Raw genomic sequence first — 18,082 nt, 5'->3', positions numbered from 1 at the left:
CACCATGAAGACCCATGCCCTGCGGGCGATCGCGCTCGCATTCGCGGCCGCATGCGCGACCGCCCCCGCGACCGCGGCCGAGGACGGTGACCTGCCGGCCGCCGCGCAGCCGCCCGCGCTGGCGCCCCAGGAAATCGTGGCCGACCCCGCCGCGGCCTGGACCCGCTTCCTCTCGAGCGCGGCGCTGGAGGATGTCTACGCGGCCCACGCCGTGTTGAACGACGTGGGCTACCAGGCCGGCGCCGTGGACGCCGACCGCTGCCGTGACCACGCGCAGGCCCTGCGTGCCTCGGTGGAACGCGCGCCCGTGGGACTGGCGATGCGCCATGCCGCGATGCTGTGCGCGGAAGCGATCGGCGACGACGCCTGGGCGGAGGAGGAGGCGACGGTGTTCGCCGCCCTGTCGCGCCACGCCTTGTCGGGCGCGGGTGCCACCCGCATGGGCATGCCCGTGCGCGTGCTCATGCCGAGGGACCCCTATGCGCTGCTGAAGGCCAGTGGCCTCGAGTTCCTCTACGAGTACTACCAGGACGCGCGTCCGGCCCGCTATTTCCCGCTGGTGGTCGCGGCGCTCGACCCGGATTCGGGCAAGGAACGCCTGCTCCGGTTCGACTTCGTGGATTCCGGCAACGCGATGCTGCACGGCGACGTCCACAGCGGGTTCCCCGCGCAGCGGCACGCCCTCGCCAACGAGTTCCTCCGGTCGCATGCCGAAGGCGGCGACGTCGCGTCGATCGATGCGCTCGCGCTCGTGGAGGCCGCTTCGGCCCGCGGGAACCAGGCCAAGCGCGACCCGCTCAAGCGGGCGGCGGAGCGCGGCGGTATCCAGTCGGCGCGGGCATGGGCGGTCCTGTGCGTCCGGACGCCCTTCGAGGGCTGTGGCGACGGCTTGTTCGAGGCGCTCCTGCCGGGCGCGGAATCGCGGCACGGCGCCGTCCTGGTGCTGATGGCGTTCGCGCATGCCGAGGGCATCGGCTCGCCCGCGTCCGAGGACGATGCGAAGCGGTTGCTCGACCTGGCCGCGACGCGCTGGGAAGGCGAGGGCACGGCCGAGGTCGAATTCTCCGAGTTGTGGTCGCTGTCCCGGGGCGACGACCTGCGGCCTGGCTGGTTGCTCGATCGCCTCGAACGGGCCGCGTCGGCGGGATCGATCGACGCGCGGTTGCACCTGCTCGCGTTGCGCGCGGACGAGGCGGGCCTGTTCGACCCGGAGGCCACCCGGTTCCTGTCGCAGCCCGGGATCAATTCGCTCGGCGAGGGCCATGCGCTGCTAGCCGCGGACGCGTTCCAGGCCAAGGCCAAGCCGCTCGCGCTGGGCTTCATGGGCCACGCGGCGGCGGCGGGCAACGCGATGATGATGGGCCTGGCCGTGCTGAGCGAACTCGAGGCGGTGAAGGGGGCGCCGACCCCCGCGCTGCTGGAACGGCTCGAGGCGGCGGCGCATGCCGGCAGTGCCGCGGCCGCGCGTCGGCGCGCGTCGATCGCGGCGGATGCGGGCCAGTGGCAGGACGCGCAGTCCTGGCTGCTGGCCCCTGCGTGGTCGGGCGATGCCGATGCGATCCTCGATTACGCCCTGCTCATCTCCGAGGACCATCCGGGCGCGCCCGCGAAGCTGGAGGAGGCCGTCGGGATCCTGAAGTCCCTGGCCGAACTCGACGACGTGCCCGCGGCCCGCCGCGAACTGTCCCGGCTCGCGTTCGAGGGCCGCGGGATGCCGCGCGATCCCGCGCAGGCGCGCGCGTGGCTCCTCGAGGATGCAGAAGGCGGGGATGCGCAGTCGCAGGCGCTGCTCGGCCTGTCCTACCTCGACGACACGCACGGCGCGCCCGACGTGGATGCCGCCGAACGCTGGCTCGTCCCGTTGGTGGAGGCGGGCAACGACACGGCGATCATCGACTATGGCGCGTGGCTCTACTACAAGGGCGAAAGCGTCGAGGCGCGGCTGCGCGGCCTGGACGTCTGGGCGAAGGGCGAGGCGCACGACATCCTGACCGCGCGCAACAACCATGCCTGGGCGCTGTGCACCTCGCCCGACGCCGCGATCCTGGATCCCGAGCGCGGGCTCGAGATCGCGCTGGCGATGGACGCGGACCATGAGCTGGACGCAGGCGAGACCGACACGGTCGCCGCGTGCCATGCCGCCACGGGTGACTTCGAGTCCGCGACCCGGGTGCAGCAGGCCGCGCTCGACGCCATGGCCGCGTTCGATCAGGTGTCCGGCGACCAGGCGCGCGCCGACGCCATCGAAGCGATGCGCGAGGACCTCGGCAGCCGGCTTGCGCTGTACCGCGCACGCGAGGCCTACGTCGAACCGATCCCGCAGTGAGCGACATCGGATCGCGCGCCGACGGGCGTGCGATCCGCCCACCGGAACCGTGGGTGGGATCAGCCCTTGCGGCCGCTTCCCGACTTCTTGCCGCCGCCGTCCTGCTTGTTGACCGTGGCCCACGCGATGCGCTCGGCGTCCTCCTCCGAGCGACCCTGCTTCTTCTCGCTCTGCTCGATGTGGGACGCCTGGCGCTTCTGCTTGTCCGTGTAGGCCGACTTGTCACCCTTGCTCATGGTCGCCACCTGCGGTCGGGGGAGGGGTGCACGCTAGGCCGGAGGCCGTAAGCGTCGGGTCAATCCGGAGGGCGTTGGCATGCACACGCGGCAAACGTATTCAAGCAATCCGGCAAACCCGCTGTGCTAGCGTTCCGGGACCTCCGGAACCGCGCCAGAACGCGCCAATGACCGAACCCGATCGATCGACTCCCTCGCGGTCCCGCACCCGCGTGCTCGCGACGCTCGGGCCGGCGACGGATGCCCCCGGCGTCCTGGATGCATTGATCGAGGCGGGCGTGGACGTCGTCCGGCTCAACCTGTCGCACGGCGATGCCGCCTCCCACGCCGGCCGCGCGAAGGCCGTGCGCGAAGCGGCCGCACGGGTCGGCGTGGAGGTCGGCATCCTCGTCGACCTGCCGGGCCCGAAGATCCGCATCGAGCGGTTCGCCGAAGGCCGCGTCCGGCTGTCGGAGGGCGATGGCTTCGACCTGCTCGCCGACCCCGATGCGCCGCCGGGCGACGCGCGCCAGGTCGGCGTCAGCTACCTCGGCCTGCCCGGCGACGTCGCCCCGGGCGACGTCCTGCTGCTCGACGATGGGCTGGTGCAGTTGCGCGTGGAACAGGTCGAGGGCGCGCGCATCGCCACCACCGTGCTCAACGACGGCGAACTCTCCGACCGGAAGGGCCTGAACAAGCAGGGGGGCGGCCTTTCGCTCGGCGCGCTCACCGACCGCGACCGCGAGCTCATCGCGTTGGCGGCCGAACTGGGCGCGGACTTCATCGCGGTGTCCTTCTGCCGCAACGCGGAGGACATGGCGGAGGCGCGCCGGGTCGCGCAGTCGCACGGCAGCCGGGCGGCGATGGTCGCCAAGGTCGAGCGCGCGGAGGCGATCGAGCACCTGGCGGGGATCATCGACGCGTCGGACGTGGTGATGGTGGCGCGCGGCGACCTCGGCGTGGAGATCGGCGACGCGGCGCTGCCCGGCCTGCAGAAGAAGATCATCCGGGAGGCGTTGGCCCGCAACCGCGTGGTGATCACCGCCACCCAGATGCTGCAGTCGATGGTCGACAACCCGATGCCCACGCGCGCCGAGGTGCTGGACGTCGCCAACGCGGTGATCGACGGGACGGACGCGGTGATGCTCTCCGCGGAAACGGCGGCCGGCAGCTGGCCGGTCAAGGCGGTGCAGGCGATGGCCCGCATCTGTGCCGGCGCCGAGGCCCAGTTCGAGCACGAGACCGACTTCGAGCAGGCCCAGCGCGGCTTGCAGCGGGCCGACCAGGCGATCGCGATGGCGGCGATGTTCCTGGCCGAGCACATCGAGGTGCGCGCGATCGTGGCCATGACCGAGTCCGGCGGTACCGCGCGCTACCTGTCGCGGTTCCGCTCCAGCGTGCCGATCTACGGCCTGTCCCGCCACGTGGGCGCGCGGCGCCAGATGGCCCTGATGCGCGACGTGTTCCCGGTGGACTTCGACAGCCGCGGCCTGGCCGCCCGGGACGCCGCCCGGGAGGGGGTGAAGCTGCTGTTCGACAAGGGCCTGCTGGCGGACGGCGACCGGGTCATGTTCACCAGCGGCGACCACATGGAGCACCACGGGGCCACGAATACCCTGCGCCTGCTCCAGGTCGGCCCCGGCGGGCGGGCGGAGGGGCTGGGCGAGCTCTAGGGGCGCCCACGGGCGCACGGGGCCCGGGGTCCGGCCGGGGGGCGGCGGCGGCTATAATTCCGCCTTTCCCCGCACCGAGCGCAGGACGCCAATGAGCATCGAACAGCTTGCCGAGACCGCCCAGGCCATGGTCGCCCCGGGCAAGGGCATCATCGCCATCGACGAATCGAACGCCACCATCAAGAAGCGCTTCGACGGCGTCGGCATCGAGTGCACCGAGGAGAACCGCCGCGCCTACCGCGAGCTGCTCCTGACCACGCCGAAGCTGTCCGACCACATCTCCGGCGCCATCCTGTTCGACGAGACCATCCGCCAGGCCACGAAGGCCGGTGTGCCGTTCGCCAAGGTGATGAGCGACGCCGGCATGATCCCGGGCATCAAGGTCGACCGGGGCACGCACCCGCTGGCCGGCTTCCCGGGCGAGGTCGTGACCGAGGGCCTGGACGGCCTGCGCGACCGCCTGAAGGAGTACTACGGGCTGGGCGCGCGCTTCGCCAAGTGGCGCGCGGTGATCAACATCGGCGACGACATCCCGTCGGGCACCTGCATCGAGGCCAACTCGCACGCGCTGGCGCGCTACGCGGCGCTGTGCCAGGAGCAGGGCCTGGTGCCGATGGTGGAGCCGGAGGTGCTGATGGACGGCAGCCACGACATCGACACCTGCTTCGAGGTGACCGAGGTCGTGCTGCGTTCGCTGTTCGGCGCGCTCTACGAGCACAACGTGCTGCTCGAGGGCACGATCCTGAAGGCCTCGATGGTGCTGCCGGGCAAGGACAGCGACGAGCAGGCCAGTGTCGAGGAGGTCGCCGCCGCCACCCTGCAGTGCCTGAAGTCGACCGTGCCGGCGATCCTGCCGGGCATCGTGTTCCTGTCCGGCGGCCAGTCCGACGAGGACGCCACCGCGCACCTGGACATGATGAACCGCATGGGCCCGAACCCGTGGCCGCTGTCGTTCTCCTATGGCCGCGCGATGCAGTCGGCCGCGCTCAAGCTGTGGTCGCAGGACATCGCCGCGAACATCGGCAAGGCGCAGGAGACGGTGTTCGCCCGCGCCCGCGACAACGGCCTGGCCGCGCAGGGCAAGTGGGGCCAGGCCGCGTAACGCGGACCGCCCGGGAGTTGCAGAGGGACGCCGGCCGGAGGCCGGCGTCTTTTTTTTTGCGAGGCCGCCGTGCTCAGGGCAGGCCGGCGAGCCAGTCCTCGTCCGAGCCCTCGTTGACGTCCTCGAACAGGAACGTCGACAGGTAGCGCTCGCCCGTGTCGGGCAGCATCGCCAGGATCACGTCCCCCTCGTCCGCGCGTCCGGCGACCTGCAGCGCCGCCGCCACCGTGCCGCCGGCGGAGATCCCCACGAACAGGCCTTCCTCGGCCGCGAGCCGGCGCGCGGTGTCACGGGCGAGCACGTCGTCGATCGGCAGGTTCTCGTCGTAGATGGCGCGGTCCAGCACCTCGGGCACGAAATCCGGCGTCCAGCCCTGGATCTTGTGCGGGTTCCACTCCTTGCCGGCGAGCAGCGACGCGCCGGCCGGTTCGCAGGTGACGATCCTCAGGTCGGGCCGCGCCGCCTTGAGCACCTTGCCCGCGCCGCTCATCGTGCCGCCGGTGCCCCAGCCGGTGACGAACCAGTCCAGCCGCTGGCCGGCGAAGTCGCGCAGGATCTCCGGGCCGGTGGTCTGCGCGTGGTACGCGGGATTGGCCGGGTTCTGGAACTGGCGGGCCAGGAACCAGCCGTGCTTCTTCGCCAGTTCCTCCGCGCGCCGCACCATGCCGCTACCGCGCTCGGCGGCCGGCGTGAGGATCACCTTGGCGCCATAGGCGCGCATCAGCTTGCGGCGTTCGATCGAGAACGTCTCCGACATCGTCGCCACGAACCTGTAGCCGCGCGCCGCGCACACCATCGCGAGCGCGACGCCGGTGTTGCCGGAGGTCGCCTCCACCACGGTGTCGCCGGGCTTGATCAGGCCGCGCGCTTCCGCGTCCAGGATGATGCCGATCGCCAGCCGGTCCTTGACCGAGCCGCCGGGGTTGAAGGACTCGACCTTCGCGTACATCCGCACATGCGGGGGCGCGACGCGCTGCAGGCGGACCACCGGCGTGCCGCCGATGGTGTCGAGGATGCTCTCGTGGACGGTCATGGGACGCTCCGGGGGGGGCGGGCGGGTCTGCGCACGATGGCACAACGCGGCGACCGTGGCGGGACGGCCGCCGGTCGAACGGCGACACGGAACGCAGCGTTCCATGCATGCGGCGCGCCGGCCCTGACCAAGGTCACGGGGCGTTGCCCGAGGCGCTGGCTAGAATCCCGGGATGACCACGTCTCCATCGGGCGCCACGGCCCCAAGGCCGGCCAGGGTGCCGCCATTCCTCGTCCTCGTCCTCGTGCCGCTGGTGCTGGCGCTGGCCGCCTGCGGGCGCGACGCGGCGCGCGCGGAGGGCGGCGCGGCGCGCGACGCGGCGATTCCCGTCACCACCACCGAGGTGGCCCGCCGCGAATGGAACGACAGCCTGCAGGCCGTCGGCACGGTGAAGGCGCTCGAGTCGGTGGATGTCACCGCGAAGGTCAGCGAGACGGTCGAGCGGGTGCACTTCGACAGTGGCGACGCGGTGCGTGCCGGTGCGCCGCTGGTGACCCTCTCCGGTTCGCAGCAGCAGGCCGCGCTCGCCGAGGCGCAGGCCGCGGCGAACGAGGCCGAGCGGCTGTATCGAAGGCTCGAGGGCCTGGCCGGCCAGCAGCTCGTGGCCAGCGCGCAGCTCGACACCCAGCGCGCGACGCGCGACGCCGCCCGCGCCCGCGTGGCGCAGGTGCGCGCGCAGCTCGGCGACCGCGTGGTGCGCGCGCCGTTCGCCGGCGTGCTGGGCATCCGCCAGGTCAGTCCCGGCGCGCTGGTGACGCCGGGCACCGTGATCGCGACGCTCGACGCCATCGACCGCGTGCACGTCGATTTCCCCGTGCCCGAGCAGGCGCTCCCGTCCGTCGCCGCCGGCCACCGCGTGATCGGTCGCAGCGCCGCGTGGCCGACCCTGGAGTTCAGTGGCGACGTCGAGACGATCGGCACGCGCATCGATCCGCAGACGCGCGCGCTGACCGTGCGCGCGGAGTTCCCGAATCCCGACCAGCGGCTGCGGCCCGGCATGCTGATGGAAGTGCGGCTGCTGCAGCCGGCGCGCGACGCGCTGGTCGTGCCGGAGATCGCGGTGGTGCAGGTCGGCCGCGAGAGCTTCGTCTTCCGCGTCGGCGAAGACGGCGTGGTGGAGCGCGCGCCGGTGCAGACCGGCAGCCGCCAGGCGGGGTCCGTGGTGGTCGCGTCCGGCCTGGCGGCGGGCGACCGGATCGTGGTCGACGGCACCGGCAAGTTGCGCGATGGCGTGCGGGTGGTGGAGGCGGGCCGCGAGGGCGCGCCGACCGACGAGGGCGGCGGCGCCAGCCACGGCGCGGCCGTGCAGCCGGCCGGGGGCTGACGGGCCATGCGCCTGTCCGAGGTCTCGATCGAGCGGCCCGTCTTCGCGACGGTGCTGAGCCTGCTGCTGGTCGTGCTCGGGGTGATGGCGTTCTCGCGGCTCACGCTGCGCGAACTGCCGGCGATCGATCCGCCGATCGTGTCGGTGGAAATGGCGTACCCGGGCGCGTCCGCGGCCGTGGTCGAGACCCGGATCACCCAGGTCCTCGAGGACGCGGTGAGCGGCATCGAGGGCATCCGCACGCTGTCATCGCGCAGCCGCAACGGCAGCGCGGACCTGACGCTCGAGTTCACCCTCGAGCGCGACATCGAGGCCGCCGCCAACGACGTGCGCGACGCGGTGAGCCGCGTGCTCGACCGCCTGCCCGAGGAGGCCGAGCCGCCGGAGATCGAGAAGGCCGACAGCAGCGCCGAGACCATCATGTGGCTCAACATGAGCTCCAGCCGCATGGACACGCTGGCGCTGTCGGACTACGCCGACCGCTACGTCGTCGACCGGCTGGCGTCGCTCGACGGTGTCGCCCAGGTGCGGATCGGCGGGCAGCAGCGCTACGCGATGCGCGTCTGGCTGGACCGCGAGGCGCTCGCCGCGCGCGGACTGACCGCCTCCGACGTCGAGGACGCGCTGCGGCGCGAGAACGTGGAACTGCCGGCGGGCCGGCTGGAGTCCGAGGACCGCGACTTCACCCTGCGCGTGGCGCGCAGCTACCTGTCGCCGGAGGATTTCCAGCGCGTGCCGCTGGGTCGCGGCGCCGACGGCTACGTGGTGCGCCTGGACGACGTGGCGGACGTCGAGCTGGCCACGTCCGAACGCCGCGCCTACTACCGCAGCAACAGCGAACCGAACATCGGCCTGGGCATCGTCAAGACATCGACGGCCAACAGCCTGGAAGTGGCACGGGCCGCGCGCGCGGAGGCCGAGCGCATCCAGCAGACGCTGCCCGGGGGCACCGACATCTTCGTGGCGTTCGACAGCACCGTGTTCATCGGCGCGGCGGTCGAGCGGGTCTACCTGACGCTGGCCGAGGCGATCGTGCTGGTGCTGATCGTGATCTGGCTGTTCCTCGGCAGCGCGCGCGCTGCGCTGATCCCGGCGGTGACGGTGCCGGTCTGCCTCGTCGCCTCGTTCATGGCGCTCTACGCCTTCGGCTTCTCGATCAACCTGCTGACCCTGCTGGCGCTGGTGCTGTGCATCGGCCTGGTGGTGGACGACGCGATCGTGGTGCTGGAGAACGTGCAGCGGCGCGTGGACCTGGGCGAACCCCCGCTGGTCGCGGCCAAGCGCGGCACCGCGCAGGTCGCGTTCGCGGTGATCGCGACCACGGCCGTCCTGGTGGCGGTGTTCCTGCCGGTCGGCTTCATGGAGGGCGACACGGGCCGCCTGTTCCGCGAGCTGTCGGTGGCGTTGGCCGGTGCAGTGGCGATCTCCGCCTTCGTCGCGCTGACGCTCACCCCGATGATGTGCTCCAAGCTCGTGCGGCCGCACGGGCGCGAGCACGGACGTGGACTGGACGGCTGGATCCACGCGCGGCTGGAGAAGGTGACCACGGGCTACCGCGGCATCATCGAGCGGCACGTGGACCGCACCTGGCTGTTCGGCGGCGTGCTGCTGGCGGCAGTGGTCGTGGGGGCGCTGCTGTTCCGCTGGGTGCCGTCGGAACTGGCGCCGACGGAAGACCGCGGCGCGTTCTTCGTGTCGGTGACCGGTCCGGAAGGCGCGGGCTTCGATTACACGGTCGGGCAGATGCAGCAGATCGAGTCGGTGCTCGGCGACTTCGTCGCCAGTGGCGGTCCGATCCAGCGCGCCAACACCCGCGTTCCCGGCGGCTGGGGCGCGAGCGAGGAGATGCACACCGGCAACGTGATCGTGTTCCTGCGCCCGTGGGACGAGCGCGAGGTGAGCACGAACGAGGTGGTGGACGAGCTGCGCGCCGAGCTGGGCACGCTGCCCGGCGTGCGCGCGATGCCGCGGGTGGGCGGCGGGCTGGTGCGCGGCGGCGGGCAGCCGGTGGAGATCGTGCTCGGCGGGCCGGAGTATGGAGAGATCGCCGCCTGGCGCGACCGCCTGATGGCGCGCATGGAACAGAACCCGGGCCTGTACGGCGTGGACTCCGACTACCGCGAGACGCGGCCGCAGATGCGGGTGGAGATCGACCGCCAGCGCGCCGCGGACCTCGGCGTGTCGGTGACGGAGATCGGCCGCACGCTCGAGACGATGATGGGCGGGCGCCGCGTGACCACCTACGTCGACGACGGCCAGGAGTACGACGTCGTCGTCCAGGCCGGCCGCGAGGACCGCCGCACGCCGTCCGACCTCGCCAGCCTGTACGTCCGTTCGGCTGCCGGCGAACTGGTGCCGCTCGCCAGCCTGGTGACGATCCAGGAGATCGCCGAGGCCGGCGAGCTCAACCGCTTCAACCGCCTGCGCGCGATCACCATCTCGGCCGGACTGGCGGATGGCTATCCGCTCGGCGAGGCGCTCGAGTGGGTGCGCGGCGTCGTGCAGGAGGAACTGCCCGAATACGCGCAGCTCGACTACAAGGGCCAGTCGCGCCAGTTCGTCGAGGCCGGCGGCGCGGTCTTCTTCACCTTCGCGATGGCGCTGCTGATCGTGTACCTGGCGCTGGCCGCGCAGTTCGAGAGCTTCGCGCACCCGCTCACCATCATGCTGACCGTGCCGTTCGCGGTGCTGGGTGCGCTCATCGGCATCGCGGTCACCGGCGGGACGCTCAACCTGTTCAGCCAGATCGGCATCGTGATGCTGGTGGGGCTGGCGGCCAAGAACGGCATCCTGATCGTCGAATTCGCCAACCAGCTGCGCGACGACGGCGCGTCGGTGCGCGAGGCCATCGTCGAGGCGTCCGCCGTCCGGCTGCGGCCGATCCTGATGACCTCGGTGGCGACCATGATGGGCGTGGTCCCGCTGATCGTCGCCGGCGGACCGGGTTCGGCGAGCCGCGCCGCCATCGGCGTGGTGGTCCTCTTCGGCGTCGCGTTCTCCACGTTGCTGTCGCTGTTCGTGGTGCCCGCGTTCTACATGCTGCTGGCGCCGCGCACGCGCTCGCCGCGGGCGCTGGCCCGGCGGCTGGCGAAGCAGGAGGCGGAGACCCCGGAGGTCGGCGGCCACGCCTGAAGCGCGCCTCACCTATTGGCGCCCCGCGGGCTTCGCGCCGCGGGGGCGATCCGGTTAAGGTGCCGGCTCCGCCGCCGTCCGCCCCGTGCCGGGGCCGGCGCGGCCTGGCCTGACCGGGAGGGGCACGTGGAACAATTGATCAACGCCGTCAACGGCATCGTCTGGAGCCTGCCGCTGGTGGTGCTGTGCCTCGCGCTCGGCATCTACTTCTCGATCCGCACGCGCTTCATGCAGGTGCGCGGCATCCCCGAGATGATCCGGCTGATGCTCAACAACAAGGCGTCGGACTCGGGCGTGTCCTCGTTCCAGGCGCTGGCGATGTCCCTGAGCGGGCGCGTGGGCACCGGCAACATCGCCGGCGTGGCCACCGCCATCGCCTTCGGCGGCCCGGGCGCGGTGTTCTGGATGTGGATGATGGCCTTCCTCGGCGCGGCCACCTCCTACATCGAATGCACGCTGGCGCAGATCTACAAGGAAAAGGACGACGAGGGGCGCTACCGAGGCGGCCCGGCGTACTACATCGAGAAGGCCATGGGCCTGAAGTGGTACGCGTGGCTGTTCGCCGTGGTCACGGTGCTGGCCTGCGGCTTCCTGCTGCCGGTGGTGCAGGTCAACACGCTGGCGACTGCGATGAACGTCGCCTTCGACATCCCGCCGCTGCTGATGGCGGTCGTCGTCGCCGTCGCGCTCGCCCTGATCATCTTCGGCGGCGTCACCCGAATCGCCACGTTCGCGCAGTTCGTCGTGCCGTTCATGGCCCTGGCGTACATGCTCGTCGCGATCACGATCATGGCGCTCAACGCCGACCGCCTGCCGGCGATGTTCTCGCTGATCATCGACAGCGCCTTCGGCCTGCATGCCGGCTTCGGCGCGATGCTCGGCCTGGCGGTGGAGTGGGGCGTCAAGCGCGGCATCTACTCCAACGAGGCGGGGCAGGGCACGGGCCCGCACGCCGCCGCGGCGGCCGAGGTGCAGCACCCGGCGCAGCAGGGCTTCGTGCAGGCGTTCTCGGTCTACGTCGACACGCTCCTGGTATGCAGCGCGACCGCCTTCATGATCCTGTCGACCGGCATGTTCAACGTCGCCTCGCCGGAGGGCGGATTCCTCGTCCAGGCCCTGCCGGGCATGGAGGCGGGGCCGGCCTACACCCAGGCCGCGGTGGATTCGGTGCCGGAACTGGCCGGGTGGGGCGAGGGCTTCGTGGCGATCGCGCTGCTGTTCTTCGTGTTCACCACCGTCATCGCGTACTACTACATGGCCGAGACCAACGTGGCCTACATCAACCGCAAGGTGCACCGGCCCTGGCTGGTGCTGCTGCTGCGCCTGACGATCATCGGCGCGGTGATGGTCGGCGTGTTCCGCACCGCCGGCGGCGCCTGGGCGCTGGGCGACATCGGCGTGGGCCTGATGGCCTGGCTGAACCTCATCGCGATCGTCATCCTGCACAAGCCGGCGCTGGCTGCGCTGCGCGACTACGAGCGCCAGAAGCGCGCCGGCGTGGTCGACTACGACTTCGACCCGAAGGCCCTGGGCATCGACAACGCGCACTACTGGGAGCGCCGCGAGGTGGGACTGGAGCCCGACCTGCCGGACGTCGACGGCCCGGTTCGCGGTCCCGGCAGTGGTGGCGATGGCCGCTGAACCCCGCAGGCACGGCCGCAGTGGCCAGGCGCCGCCGGCGACCCGCGACGGCGCCGCGCACCCGGAAGAACAGCGGCTCTACGGGCTGAACGCGGTGCGCGCGGCCTTCGCGCACCGTCCCGACGCGCTGCGCAAGCTGTGGCTGCTGGAGTCGCGCATCCCGGCGCTGCAGCCGATGCTGAAATGGTGCGTCGAGCGCCGCATCGGCTACCGCGTGGTCGGCGAGGACGACCTGCAGCGCCTGTCGGGCGGCACCCACCACGAGGGCGTCGTCGCCGACATGCTGCGCGCGCCGATGCCCGCGCTGGGGCCCTGGCTGCGCGGGGCCGCGGACGGGCCGCAGTGCGTGCTGTGGCTGGAGGGCGTCGGCAACCCGCACAACGTCGGCGCGCTGCTGCGCTCGGCGGCGCACTTCGGGGTCGCGGCCGTGCTGTTGCCGAAGGAGGCGCCCGCGTTGTCCGGCGCGGCGGCGCGCGTGGCCGAGGGCGGCGCCGAGGCGGTGCCGCTCGTCCGGCTGGGGCGCCGCGACAACGCGATGGCGCAGTTGCGCGGCGCGGGGTTCACGCTGGCCGCGACGGTCGTCCGCCAGGGCACGCCGCTGGCCGATGCGCCCGTCCCCTCGCGCGTGGCCTGGATCCTCGGCGCGGAGGGCGTCGGCCTGGACACGGACATCGCCGCCGCCGCCGACGAGCGGGTCACCATTCCCGGGACCGGCGCGGTCGAGAGCCTGAACGTCGCCGTCGCGGGCGCCCTGCTGATGTCGGCATGGTTCAGCCGCCGGGCGGGATGATGCGCCGCCGCGCGGCGTCAACGCGCGGGCCGGCTGGAGGATTCGACATGGACAAGGCGGCATCCGACCGCATCGCCACGCACGGGCCGGTCCTGCGCATGGTCATGGCCGCGGCGTTCGTGCTCGCGATGCTGCCGGCCTGGGCGGCGGCGCGCCCGTCGTTCGTGGTCGACTACCGGGTGGCGCTGTCGCCCGAACGCGGCGAGGCGCGGGTCGTGGTGTCGACGCGCGCGGTCGACGGCCGCCTGATCCGGCTGAAGATGCCGCTGGACCGCGACCGCTACCACGACCTCGAGGCCGACGGCTCGCTGGCGCGCGACGGTTCGCGCGTGACCTGGACGCCGCCCGAGGCCGGCGGCACGTTGCGCTATCGCGTGCGCATCGACCACCGCCGCCGCGGCGACGGCTACGACGCCCGGATCACGAAGGACTGGGCGCTGTTGCGGGGCGACGACCTGTTCCCGCCGATGCAGGCGACCGTGACCAGGGGCGCCGACGCGCGCGCGCGCCTGCGCTTCGTCCTGCCCGAGGGCTGGAGCGTGGAGACGCCCTACGCCCGCACGGACGACCGCAAGGCGTTCGTCGTCGTGGACCCGGAGCGGCGCATGGACCGGCCCGAGGGCTGGATGCTGTTCGGCCGGATGGGCGTGCGGCGGGACAGGGTCGCCGGCACCGACATCGCCGTCGCCGCGCCGGTGGGGCAGGACGCGCGCCGCGGGGACCTGCTCGGCTTCGTCACCGCGCTGGCGCCCGAACTGCGCCGCGCCTTCGGGGCGCTGCCGCCCCGGCTGCTGCTGGTCCAGGCCGGCGACCCGATGTGGCGCGGCGGCCTGTCCGGGCCGCGCTCGCTGTTCCTCCATGCGGACCGCCCGCTGATCAGCGAGAACGGCAGCAGCACGCCGGCGCACGAGCTGGTGCACGTCGTCACCCGCCTGCACGCGGCCGACGACGACGACTGGATCGTCGAGGGCATCGCCGAGTACTACTCCATCGAACTGCTCCGGCGCGCCGGCCTGCTGAGCGAGCGCCGCGCCGGCATGGCGATCGACTGGATGCGCGAACACGGCGAGGATGTCGACCGCCTGTCCACCGACCGCTCGAAGGGGGAGGTCACCGCGCGCGCGGTGGCGCTGCTGGCCGACCTCGACCGCGAAGTGCGCGGCGCGACCGACGGACGCCGCGACCTGGACGACGTCGTCCGCCCGCTGCTCGCCGACCGGGAGGTCTCGCGCGAACGCCTGCGCGAGGCCGCGCGCAAGGCGATGGGCCGCGAGTCGCGCGTGCTGGATTCGCGGCTGCTGCGCTGACGCGGCTCAGTCCGCGCCGTCCGCCGCGGGCGCCACGGGCGCGCTGCCGAATCCGCCGCGGGCCTCCGCGGCCAGGTACGCGAACACCGCATAGGCGGCCACGTTCTGCGCCACCGCGTCCGGATCGATCTTGTCGAAGGTGTCGTCCGGCGTGTGGTGGAGGTCGAAGTAGTCCGTGCCGTCCTGCGCCAGGCGCGCCCAGGCCAGGCCCTTCTGCGCGAACGGAATGAGGTCGGGGCCCGGCCCGCCGGTGCCTGGCGCATGCGCGATGCCCAGCGGCGCGAGCGCGCGCGCGATCGCGGCTTCGGCGTCCCGCGCCCATCCTGGCGCGCCCGTCGAGAACGCGTAGATCCGTCCGGCGCCGAAGTCGCTCTCCGCCGCGATCTGGTGCTTCACCAGCGCGTCGGCGTGGGCGGCCGCGTAGGCCTTTCCGCCGTGCAGGCCCTGTTCCTCGTTCGCGAACGCGACCACGCGGATGCTGCGCGCGGGGCGCGCGTCCATGCGGCCGATCAGCGCGCCCGCGGCCATGGTGATGCCGATGCCGGCGGCATCGTCGATGGCGCCGGTGCCGAGGTCCCAGGAGTCCAGGTGGCCGCCGATCAGCACCACCTCGTCCGGCATCGCGCTGCCGGTGATCTCGCCGATGACGTTTTGCGAGGTGTATTCGCCGCCCCAGCCGACATCCAGCGCCATGCGCACGCGGACCGGCCCGCGCTCGAGCAGCCGCGCGAGCTGGTCGGCATCGGGATTGGACAGCGCGGCCGCGGGGATCGGGGTGAGGCCGTCCTCGAACCGGGTCTGGCCGGTATGCGGGTTGCGATGCGAATCGGTACCCGCCGAGCGCATCAGGTACCCCGCCGCCCCGGCACGGATCGCGGCCGACGGCCCGCGCGAGCGCACCGCCGACCCCGGCCCGTAGCCCGCACCGTCGCGCGCGCGTTCCATCCGGTAGTCGACGAAGGCGATCTTCCCGTCGAGCGAACCGGGCGCGGCGGCCTCCAGCGCCGCGAGGTCGGCGAAGCGCACGATCGCGGCCTCGACGGTACCGCCCGGGCTGCCACCGAGGGCGGTCAGCGCCAGGGGCTGCGCGTTGTCGCCCAGCACGGCGCCGGACTCGCCGCGGCGCACCCACTTCGGGAAGGTGACCGGCTCGGTCCAGACGCGGTCGTAGCCGAGTTCGCGGAACTTCGCTTCCGCCCACGCCACGGCGCGTGCGTCCCCCTCGCTGCCGGCCAGTCGCGGGCCGACCTCGGTGGTCAGCGATTCGGTGATGCGGTAGCCGAGGTCGCTCGCCAGTGCCTGTTCTCGCAACGCGTCGGCGGCGTCGAACGCGGTCGACGGGATGGTCGTGGGTGCGGTCGGTGACGAGGCATGGAGCGGGGATGCGCCGAGCGCGAGGGCCAGGGCCAGGGCGGCCGGGACGAGGGCAGGGCGCATGCGGGCTCCACGGACGACGGGAAACGCCGCAGCTTAGCAGCGCCGCCCACCCCGTCCGTGTGCCCCAGGTCACGCGCCGCGTAGGCGGCGCGCACCCGGTGCGTCCTCAGCGTGGCTGCTTCAGCGCGTCGCGGATCTCGCGCAACAGCAGCACCTCTTCCGGCGGCGGCGCGGGTGCGGCGGCTTCCTTGCGGTGCATGCGGTTGTACGCGCGCACCACCAGGAAGATCACGAAGGCGATCAGCACGAAATCGAGGATGGTCTGGATGAAGGCGCCATAGGTGACCACGGGCGCGGCTGCTTCCCGGGCTTCGGCGAGGGTCGCGTAGTCTTCGCCGTCGAGCGCGATGAACAGCTGCGAGAAGTCCACGCGGCCGAGCGCCATGCCGACCACCGGCATCACGATGCCGTCCACCAGCGCGGTGACGATCTTGCCGAAGGCCGCGCCGATCACCACCGCGACCGCCAAGTCGAGGACGTTGCCGCGTGCGATGAACGCCTTGAATTCGCTGGCCATGCCCATGCGTGCTCCCCTCGTGCGAAGCCGGCGCGGCCGGCGGTCGGCGCAGGGTAGCGCAGGCGGTCAGCGTGCCGGGACGATCCGGCCTTCGAGCACCAGCAGGTCGTCGAGCGTCGCGCGGAACGTGTTGCCGGGTTCGAGCGGCCCGACGCCCGCCGGCGTGCCCATGAAGACCAGGTCGCCGGCACGCAGCGCGTACAGCCGCGACAGTGCGACCAGGATGTCCGCGACGTCCCAGATCATGTTCGAGAGCACGGATCGCTGGCGGACGACGCCGTCCACTTCGAGCGACAGCGTCCGCGCCGCGAGGTCGCCGACGTCCGCCGCCGGCAGCAGGCCGCTGGCGGGCGCCGCGTGGTCGAAGCTCTTGCCGGTGTCCCAGGGCAGGCCCGCGGCCTTGGCGCGCGCCTGCAGGTCGCGGCGCGTCAGGTCCAGGCCGATGCCGTAACCGAAGACGAGCGTCAACGCGGCGTCCCGGTCGAGCGCGCCGGCGGGCGCGTCCGCGCCCAGCGCCACCACCAGCTCCACTTCATGGTGCAGGTCGGACGTGCCGGGGGGATAGGGGATGTCGCCGACCGCGGGCACGATCGCGTCGGCGGGCTTGAGGAAGAACACCGGGTCGCCCCGCGTCTCCGGCACGGCCGCGCCCATCTCGCGGGCGTGGTCGGCGAAATTGCGCCCCACGCAGTAGACCCGGCGCACGGGGAACCGCGCGTCGCCGCCGGCGACCGGCAGCGAGGGGCGGGGCGGGGCGGGAATGACGAAGCATTCGGCGCCGTCGTCGCCTGCCGGGACGTCGGCCACGCGTCAGCGCGAGGGCAGGGAGTGGCGGTCGACGACGCGGAACGTGCCGTCCAGCACCTGGCCGTCCATGTCGCGTGCGCGCTGCCGCGCGATCGGCTTGCCACGCAGGTTCAGCAGGCGCAGCACCACGCCCGCGGCCAGCATCGCCAGCCCCACGAACAGGCCGCCCACCAGCAGCACCGCGAGCAACGCCAGGCCGAGCAGGGCGGCGCCGAGGCGCAGCAGCGGGTTGCGCGGCTTGCGCGGCGCGAACAGGGCATGGAGGCGGGTGGAGTCGAAGCGGAAGGCGTGGACGTGCATGGAACCTGCGTTCTCTCGGATTCGGTGCGTGATGGCGGTCTTCGTGGCCGTGACACAATTCCGTGCCCGGCCGGCGGTCGCCACTGGCCGGCAAGTATCGGGGCCGAGGCCGATCCAGTCGTGAAAGAAGCGTTAAACAGTGGCACGCGCGCGTGGCTGGTCGCACTCGATTCGCTGCCGGACGGCACGCTCTGCGAGCATGAAGCGGTCGTCGACGGGGACGCGGAGTCGCTGATCCTGCTGCGCGACGGCGACCACGTGCGGGCCTGGTTCAACATCTGCCCGCATGCCGGCAGGCGGCTGGACTGGGCGCCGGGGAAGTTCCTGCTGTCGAAGGCCGGGGACCTCGTCTGCGCCGTCCATGGGGCGACGTTCGCCCTGGGCGACGGCCGCTGCATCGCGGGGCCGTGCGTGGGTGAATCGCTGCGCGAGGTGCCGGTGTCGGTGCGCGACGGCGGCGTCTGGCTCGCCTGAGCCG

At 72.5% G+C, this 18,082-nt stretch carries 14 protein-coding genes and 1 pseudogene; 9 read left to right on the top strand and 6 right to left on the bottom strand.

Annotated features, from left to right (window positions below; translation table 11 throughout):
• Positions 1 to 4 precede the first annotated feature (4 nt).
• Positions 5 to 2,326, top strand: a complete 2,322-nt coding sequence (locus ACYU7H_RS03655) for a tetratricopeptide repeat protein (RefSeq protein WP_460812565.1) — start codon at positions 5 to 7, stop codon at positions 2,324 to 2,326.
• Positions 2,327 to 2,388: 62 nt separating this feature from the next.
• Here the strand turns inward: ACYU7H_RS03655 and ACYU7H_RS03650 are convergent.
• Positions 2,389 to 2,562: pseudogene (locus ACYU7H_RS03650) on the bottom strand (HupB); the annotation flags it as partial.
• Between the two features lie 167 nt (positions 2,563 to 2,729).
• Between ACYU7H_RS03650 and pyk the strand changes: the two are divergent.
• Positions 2,730 to 4,214, top strand: a complete 1,485-nt coding sequence (gene pyk, locus ACYU7H_RS03645; RefSeq protein WP_460812563.1) for a pyruvate kinase — start codon at positions 2,730 to 2,732, stop codon at positions 4,212 to 4,214.
• A 91-nt stretch (positions 4,215 to 4,305) separates the two neighbouring features.
• Entirely contained in the window at positions 4,306 to 5,316 is a 1,011-nt protein-coding gene (locus ACYU7H_RS03640) for a class I fructose-bisphosphate aldolase (protein ID WP_460812562.1), read from the top strand.
• A 73-nt stretch (positions 5,317 to 5,389) separates the two neighbouring features.
• On the opposite strand, the gene cysK is transcribed toward ACYU7H_RS03640, so the two are convergent.
• Positions 5,390 to 6,349 carry a cysteine synthase A gene (gene cysK / locus ACYU7H_RS03635; protein WP_460812561.1) on the bottom strand — a complete coding sequence of 320 codons (960 nt, stop codon included), beginning with the start codon at positions 6,347 to 6,349 and terminating at the stop codon, positions 5,390 to 5,392.
• 172 nt (positions 6,350 to 6,521) lie between these two features.
• Here cysK and ACYU7H_RS03630 point away from each other — a divergent pair, with 172 nt between their 5' ends.
• The 5 genes from ACYU7H_RS03630 (at position 6,522) to ACYU7H_RS03610 (ending at position 14,543) form a co-directional block, all read left to right on the top strand.
• Positions 6,522 to 7,673, top strand: a complete 1,152-nt coding sequence (locus ACYU7H_RS03630) for an efflux RND transporter periplasmic adaptor subunit (RefSeq protein ID WP_460812559.1) — start codon at positions 6,522 to 6,524, stop codon at positions 7,671 to 7,673.
• A gap of 6 nt (positions 7,674 to 7,679) precedes the next feature.
• A complete protein-coding gene (locus ACYU7H_RS03625) occupies positions 7,680 to 10,805 on the top strand; it encodes an efflux RND transporter permease subunit (RefSeq protein ID WP_460812558.1) in 3,126 nt (1,041 codons plus the stop codon).
• Positions 10,806 to 10,931: 126 nt separating this feature from the next.
• On the top strand, positions 10,932 to 12,446 hold the full coding sequence (locus ACYU7H_RS03620) for an alanine/glycine:cation symporter family protein (protein ID WP_460812557.1): 1,515 nt from the start codon (positions 10,932 to 10,934) through the stop codon (positions 12,444 to 12,446).
• The gene (locus ACYU7H_RS03615; protein ID WP_460812555.1) at positions 12,436 to 13,236 is read left to right on the top strand and encodes a TrmH family RNA methyltransferase; all 801 of its coding nucleotides are present in this window, start codon (positions 12,436 to 12,438) and stop codon (positions 13,234 to 13,236) included. The genes ACYU7H_RS03620 and ACYU7H_RS03615 overlap by 11 nt, the downstream gene beginning before the upstream one ends.
• A 47-nt stretch (positions 13,237 to 13,283) precedes the next feature.
• Positions 13,284 to 14,543, top strand: coding sequence for a M61 metallopeptidase family protein (locus ACYU7H_RS03610; RefSeq protein ID WP_460812553.1), 1,260 nt, complete (start codon positions 13,284 to 13,286; stop codon positions 14,541 to 14,543).
• 6 nt (positions 14,544 to 14,549) lie between these two features.
• Here the strand turns inward: ACYU7H_RS03610 and ACYU7H_RS03605 are convergent, their stop codons facing one another.
• From ACYU7H_RS03605 to ACYU7H_RS03590, 4 genes are all read right to left on the bottom strand, one after another.
• Positions 14,550 to 15,980, bottom strand: coding sequence for a M28 family peptidase (locus tag ACYU7H_RS03605; protein WP_460812552.1), 1,431 nt, complete (start codon positions 15,978 to 15,980; stop codon positions 14,550 to 14,552).
• Between the two features lie 106 nt (positions 15,981 to 16,086).
• Complete coding sequence (mscL, locus tag ACYU7H_RS03600; protein ID WP_460812551.1) at positions 16,087 to 16,503, bottom strand: large conductance mechanosensitive channel protein MscL; 417 nt, start codon at positions 16,501 to 16,503, stop codon at positions 16,087 to 16,089.
• A gap of 60 nt (positions 16,504 to 16,563) precedes the next feature.
• Positions 16,564 to 17,304 (bottom strand): fumarylacetoacetate hydrolase family protein, encoded by a 741-nt coding sequence (locus ACYU7H_RS03595; protein ID WP_460812549.1) that lies wholly within the window; start codon positions 17,302 to 17,304, stop codon positions 16,564 to 16,566.
• A gap of 3 nt (positions 17,305 to 17,307) precedes the next feature.
• Entirely contained in the window at positions 17,308 to 17,604 is a 297-nt protein-coding gene (locus ACYU7H_RS03590) for a hypothetical protein (RefSeq protein ID WP_460812548.1), read from the bottom strand.
• 120 nt (positions 17,605 to 17,724) lie between these two features.
• Here ACYU7H_RS03590 and ACYU7H_RS03585 point away from each other — a divergent pair, with 120 nt between their 5' ends.
• On the top strand, positions 17,725 to 18,078 hold the full coding sequence (locus ACYU7H_RS03585) for a Rieske (2Fe-2S) protein (protein WP_460812546.1): 354 nt from the start codon (positions 17,725 to 17,727) through the stop codon (positions 18,076 to 18,078).
• Positions 18,079 to 18,082: the final 4 nt, after the last annotated feature.

The organism is Luteimonas pelagia, assembly GCF_054776035.1.
This window is presented reverse-complemented; position numbering and strand designations above follow the sequence as displayed.

Bases quoted from the DNA above. Each gene is read 5' to 3' on its own strand.
- ACYU7H_RS03640 (WP_460812562.1), top strand. From the start codon at position 4,306: ATGAGCATCGAACAGCTTGCCGAGACCGCCCAGGCCATGGTCGCCCCG.
- ACYU7H_RS03655 (WP_460812565.1), top strand. From the start codon at position 5: ATGAAGACCCATGCCCTGCGGGCGATCGCGCTCGCATTCGCGGCCGCA.
- mscL (WP_460812551.1), bottom strand. From the start codon at position 16,503: ATGGGCATGGCCAGCGAATTCAAGGCGTTCATCGCACGCGGCAACGTC.
- ACYU7H_RS03615 (WP_460812555.1), top strand. From the start codon at position 12,436: ATGGCCGCTGAACCCCGCAGGCACGGCCGCAGTGGCCAGGCGCCGCCG.
- pyk (WP_460812563.1), top strand. From the start codon at position 2,730: ATGACCGAACCCGATCGATCGACTCCCTCGCGGTCCCGCACCCGCGTG.
- ACYU7H_RS03610 (WP_460812553.1), top strand. From the start codon at position 13,284: ATGGACAAGGCGGCATCCGACCGCATCGCCACGCACGGGCCGGTCCTG.
- ACYU7H_RS03590 (WP_460812548.1), bottom strand. From the start codon at position 17,604: ATGCACGTCCACGCCTTCCGCTTCGACTCCACCCGCCTCCATGCCCTG.
- ACYU7H_RS03605 (WP_460812552.1), bottom strand. From the start codon at position 15,980: ATGCGCCCTGCCCTCGTCCCGGCCGCCCTGGCCCTGGCCCTCGCGCTC.
- cysK (WP_460812561.1), bottom strand. From the start codon at position 6,349: ATGACCGTCCACGAGAGCATCCTCGACACCATCGGCGGCACGCCGGTG.
- ACYU7H_RS03625 (WP_460812558.1), top strand. From the start codon at position 7,680: ATGCGCCTGTCCGAGGTCTCGATCGAGCGGCCCGTCTTCGCGACGGTG.
- ACYU7H_RS03630 (WP_460812559.1), top strand. From the start codon at position 6,522: ATGACCACGTCTCCATCGGGCGCCACGGCCCCAAGGCCGGCCAGGGTG.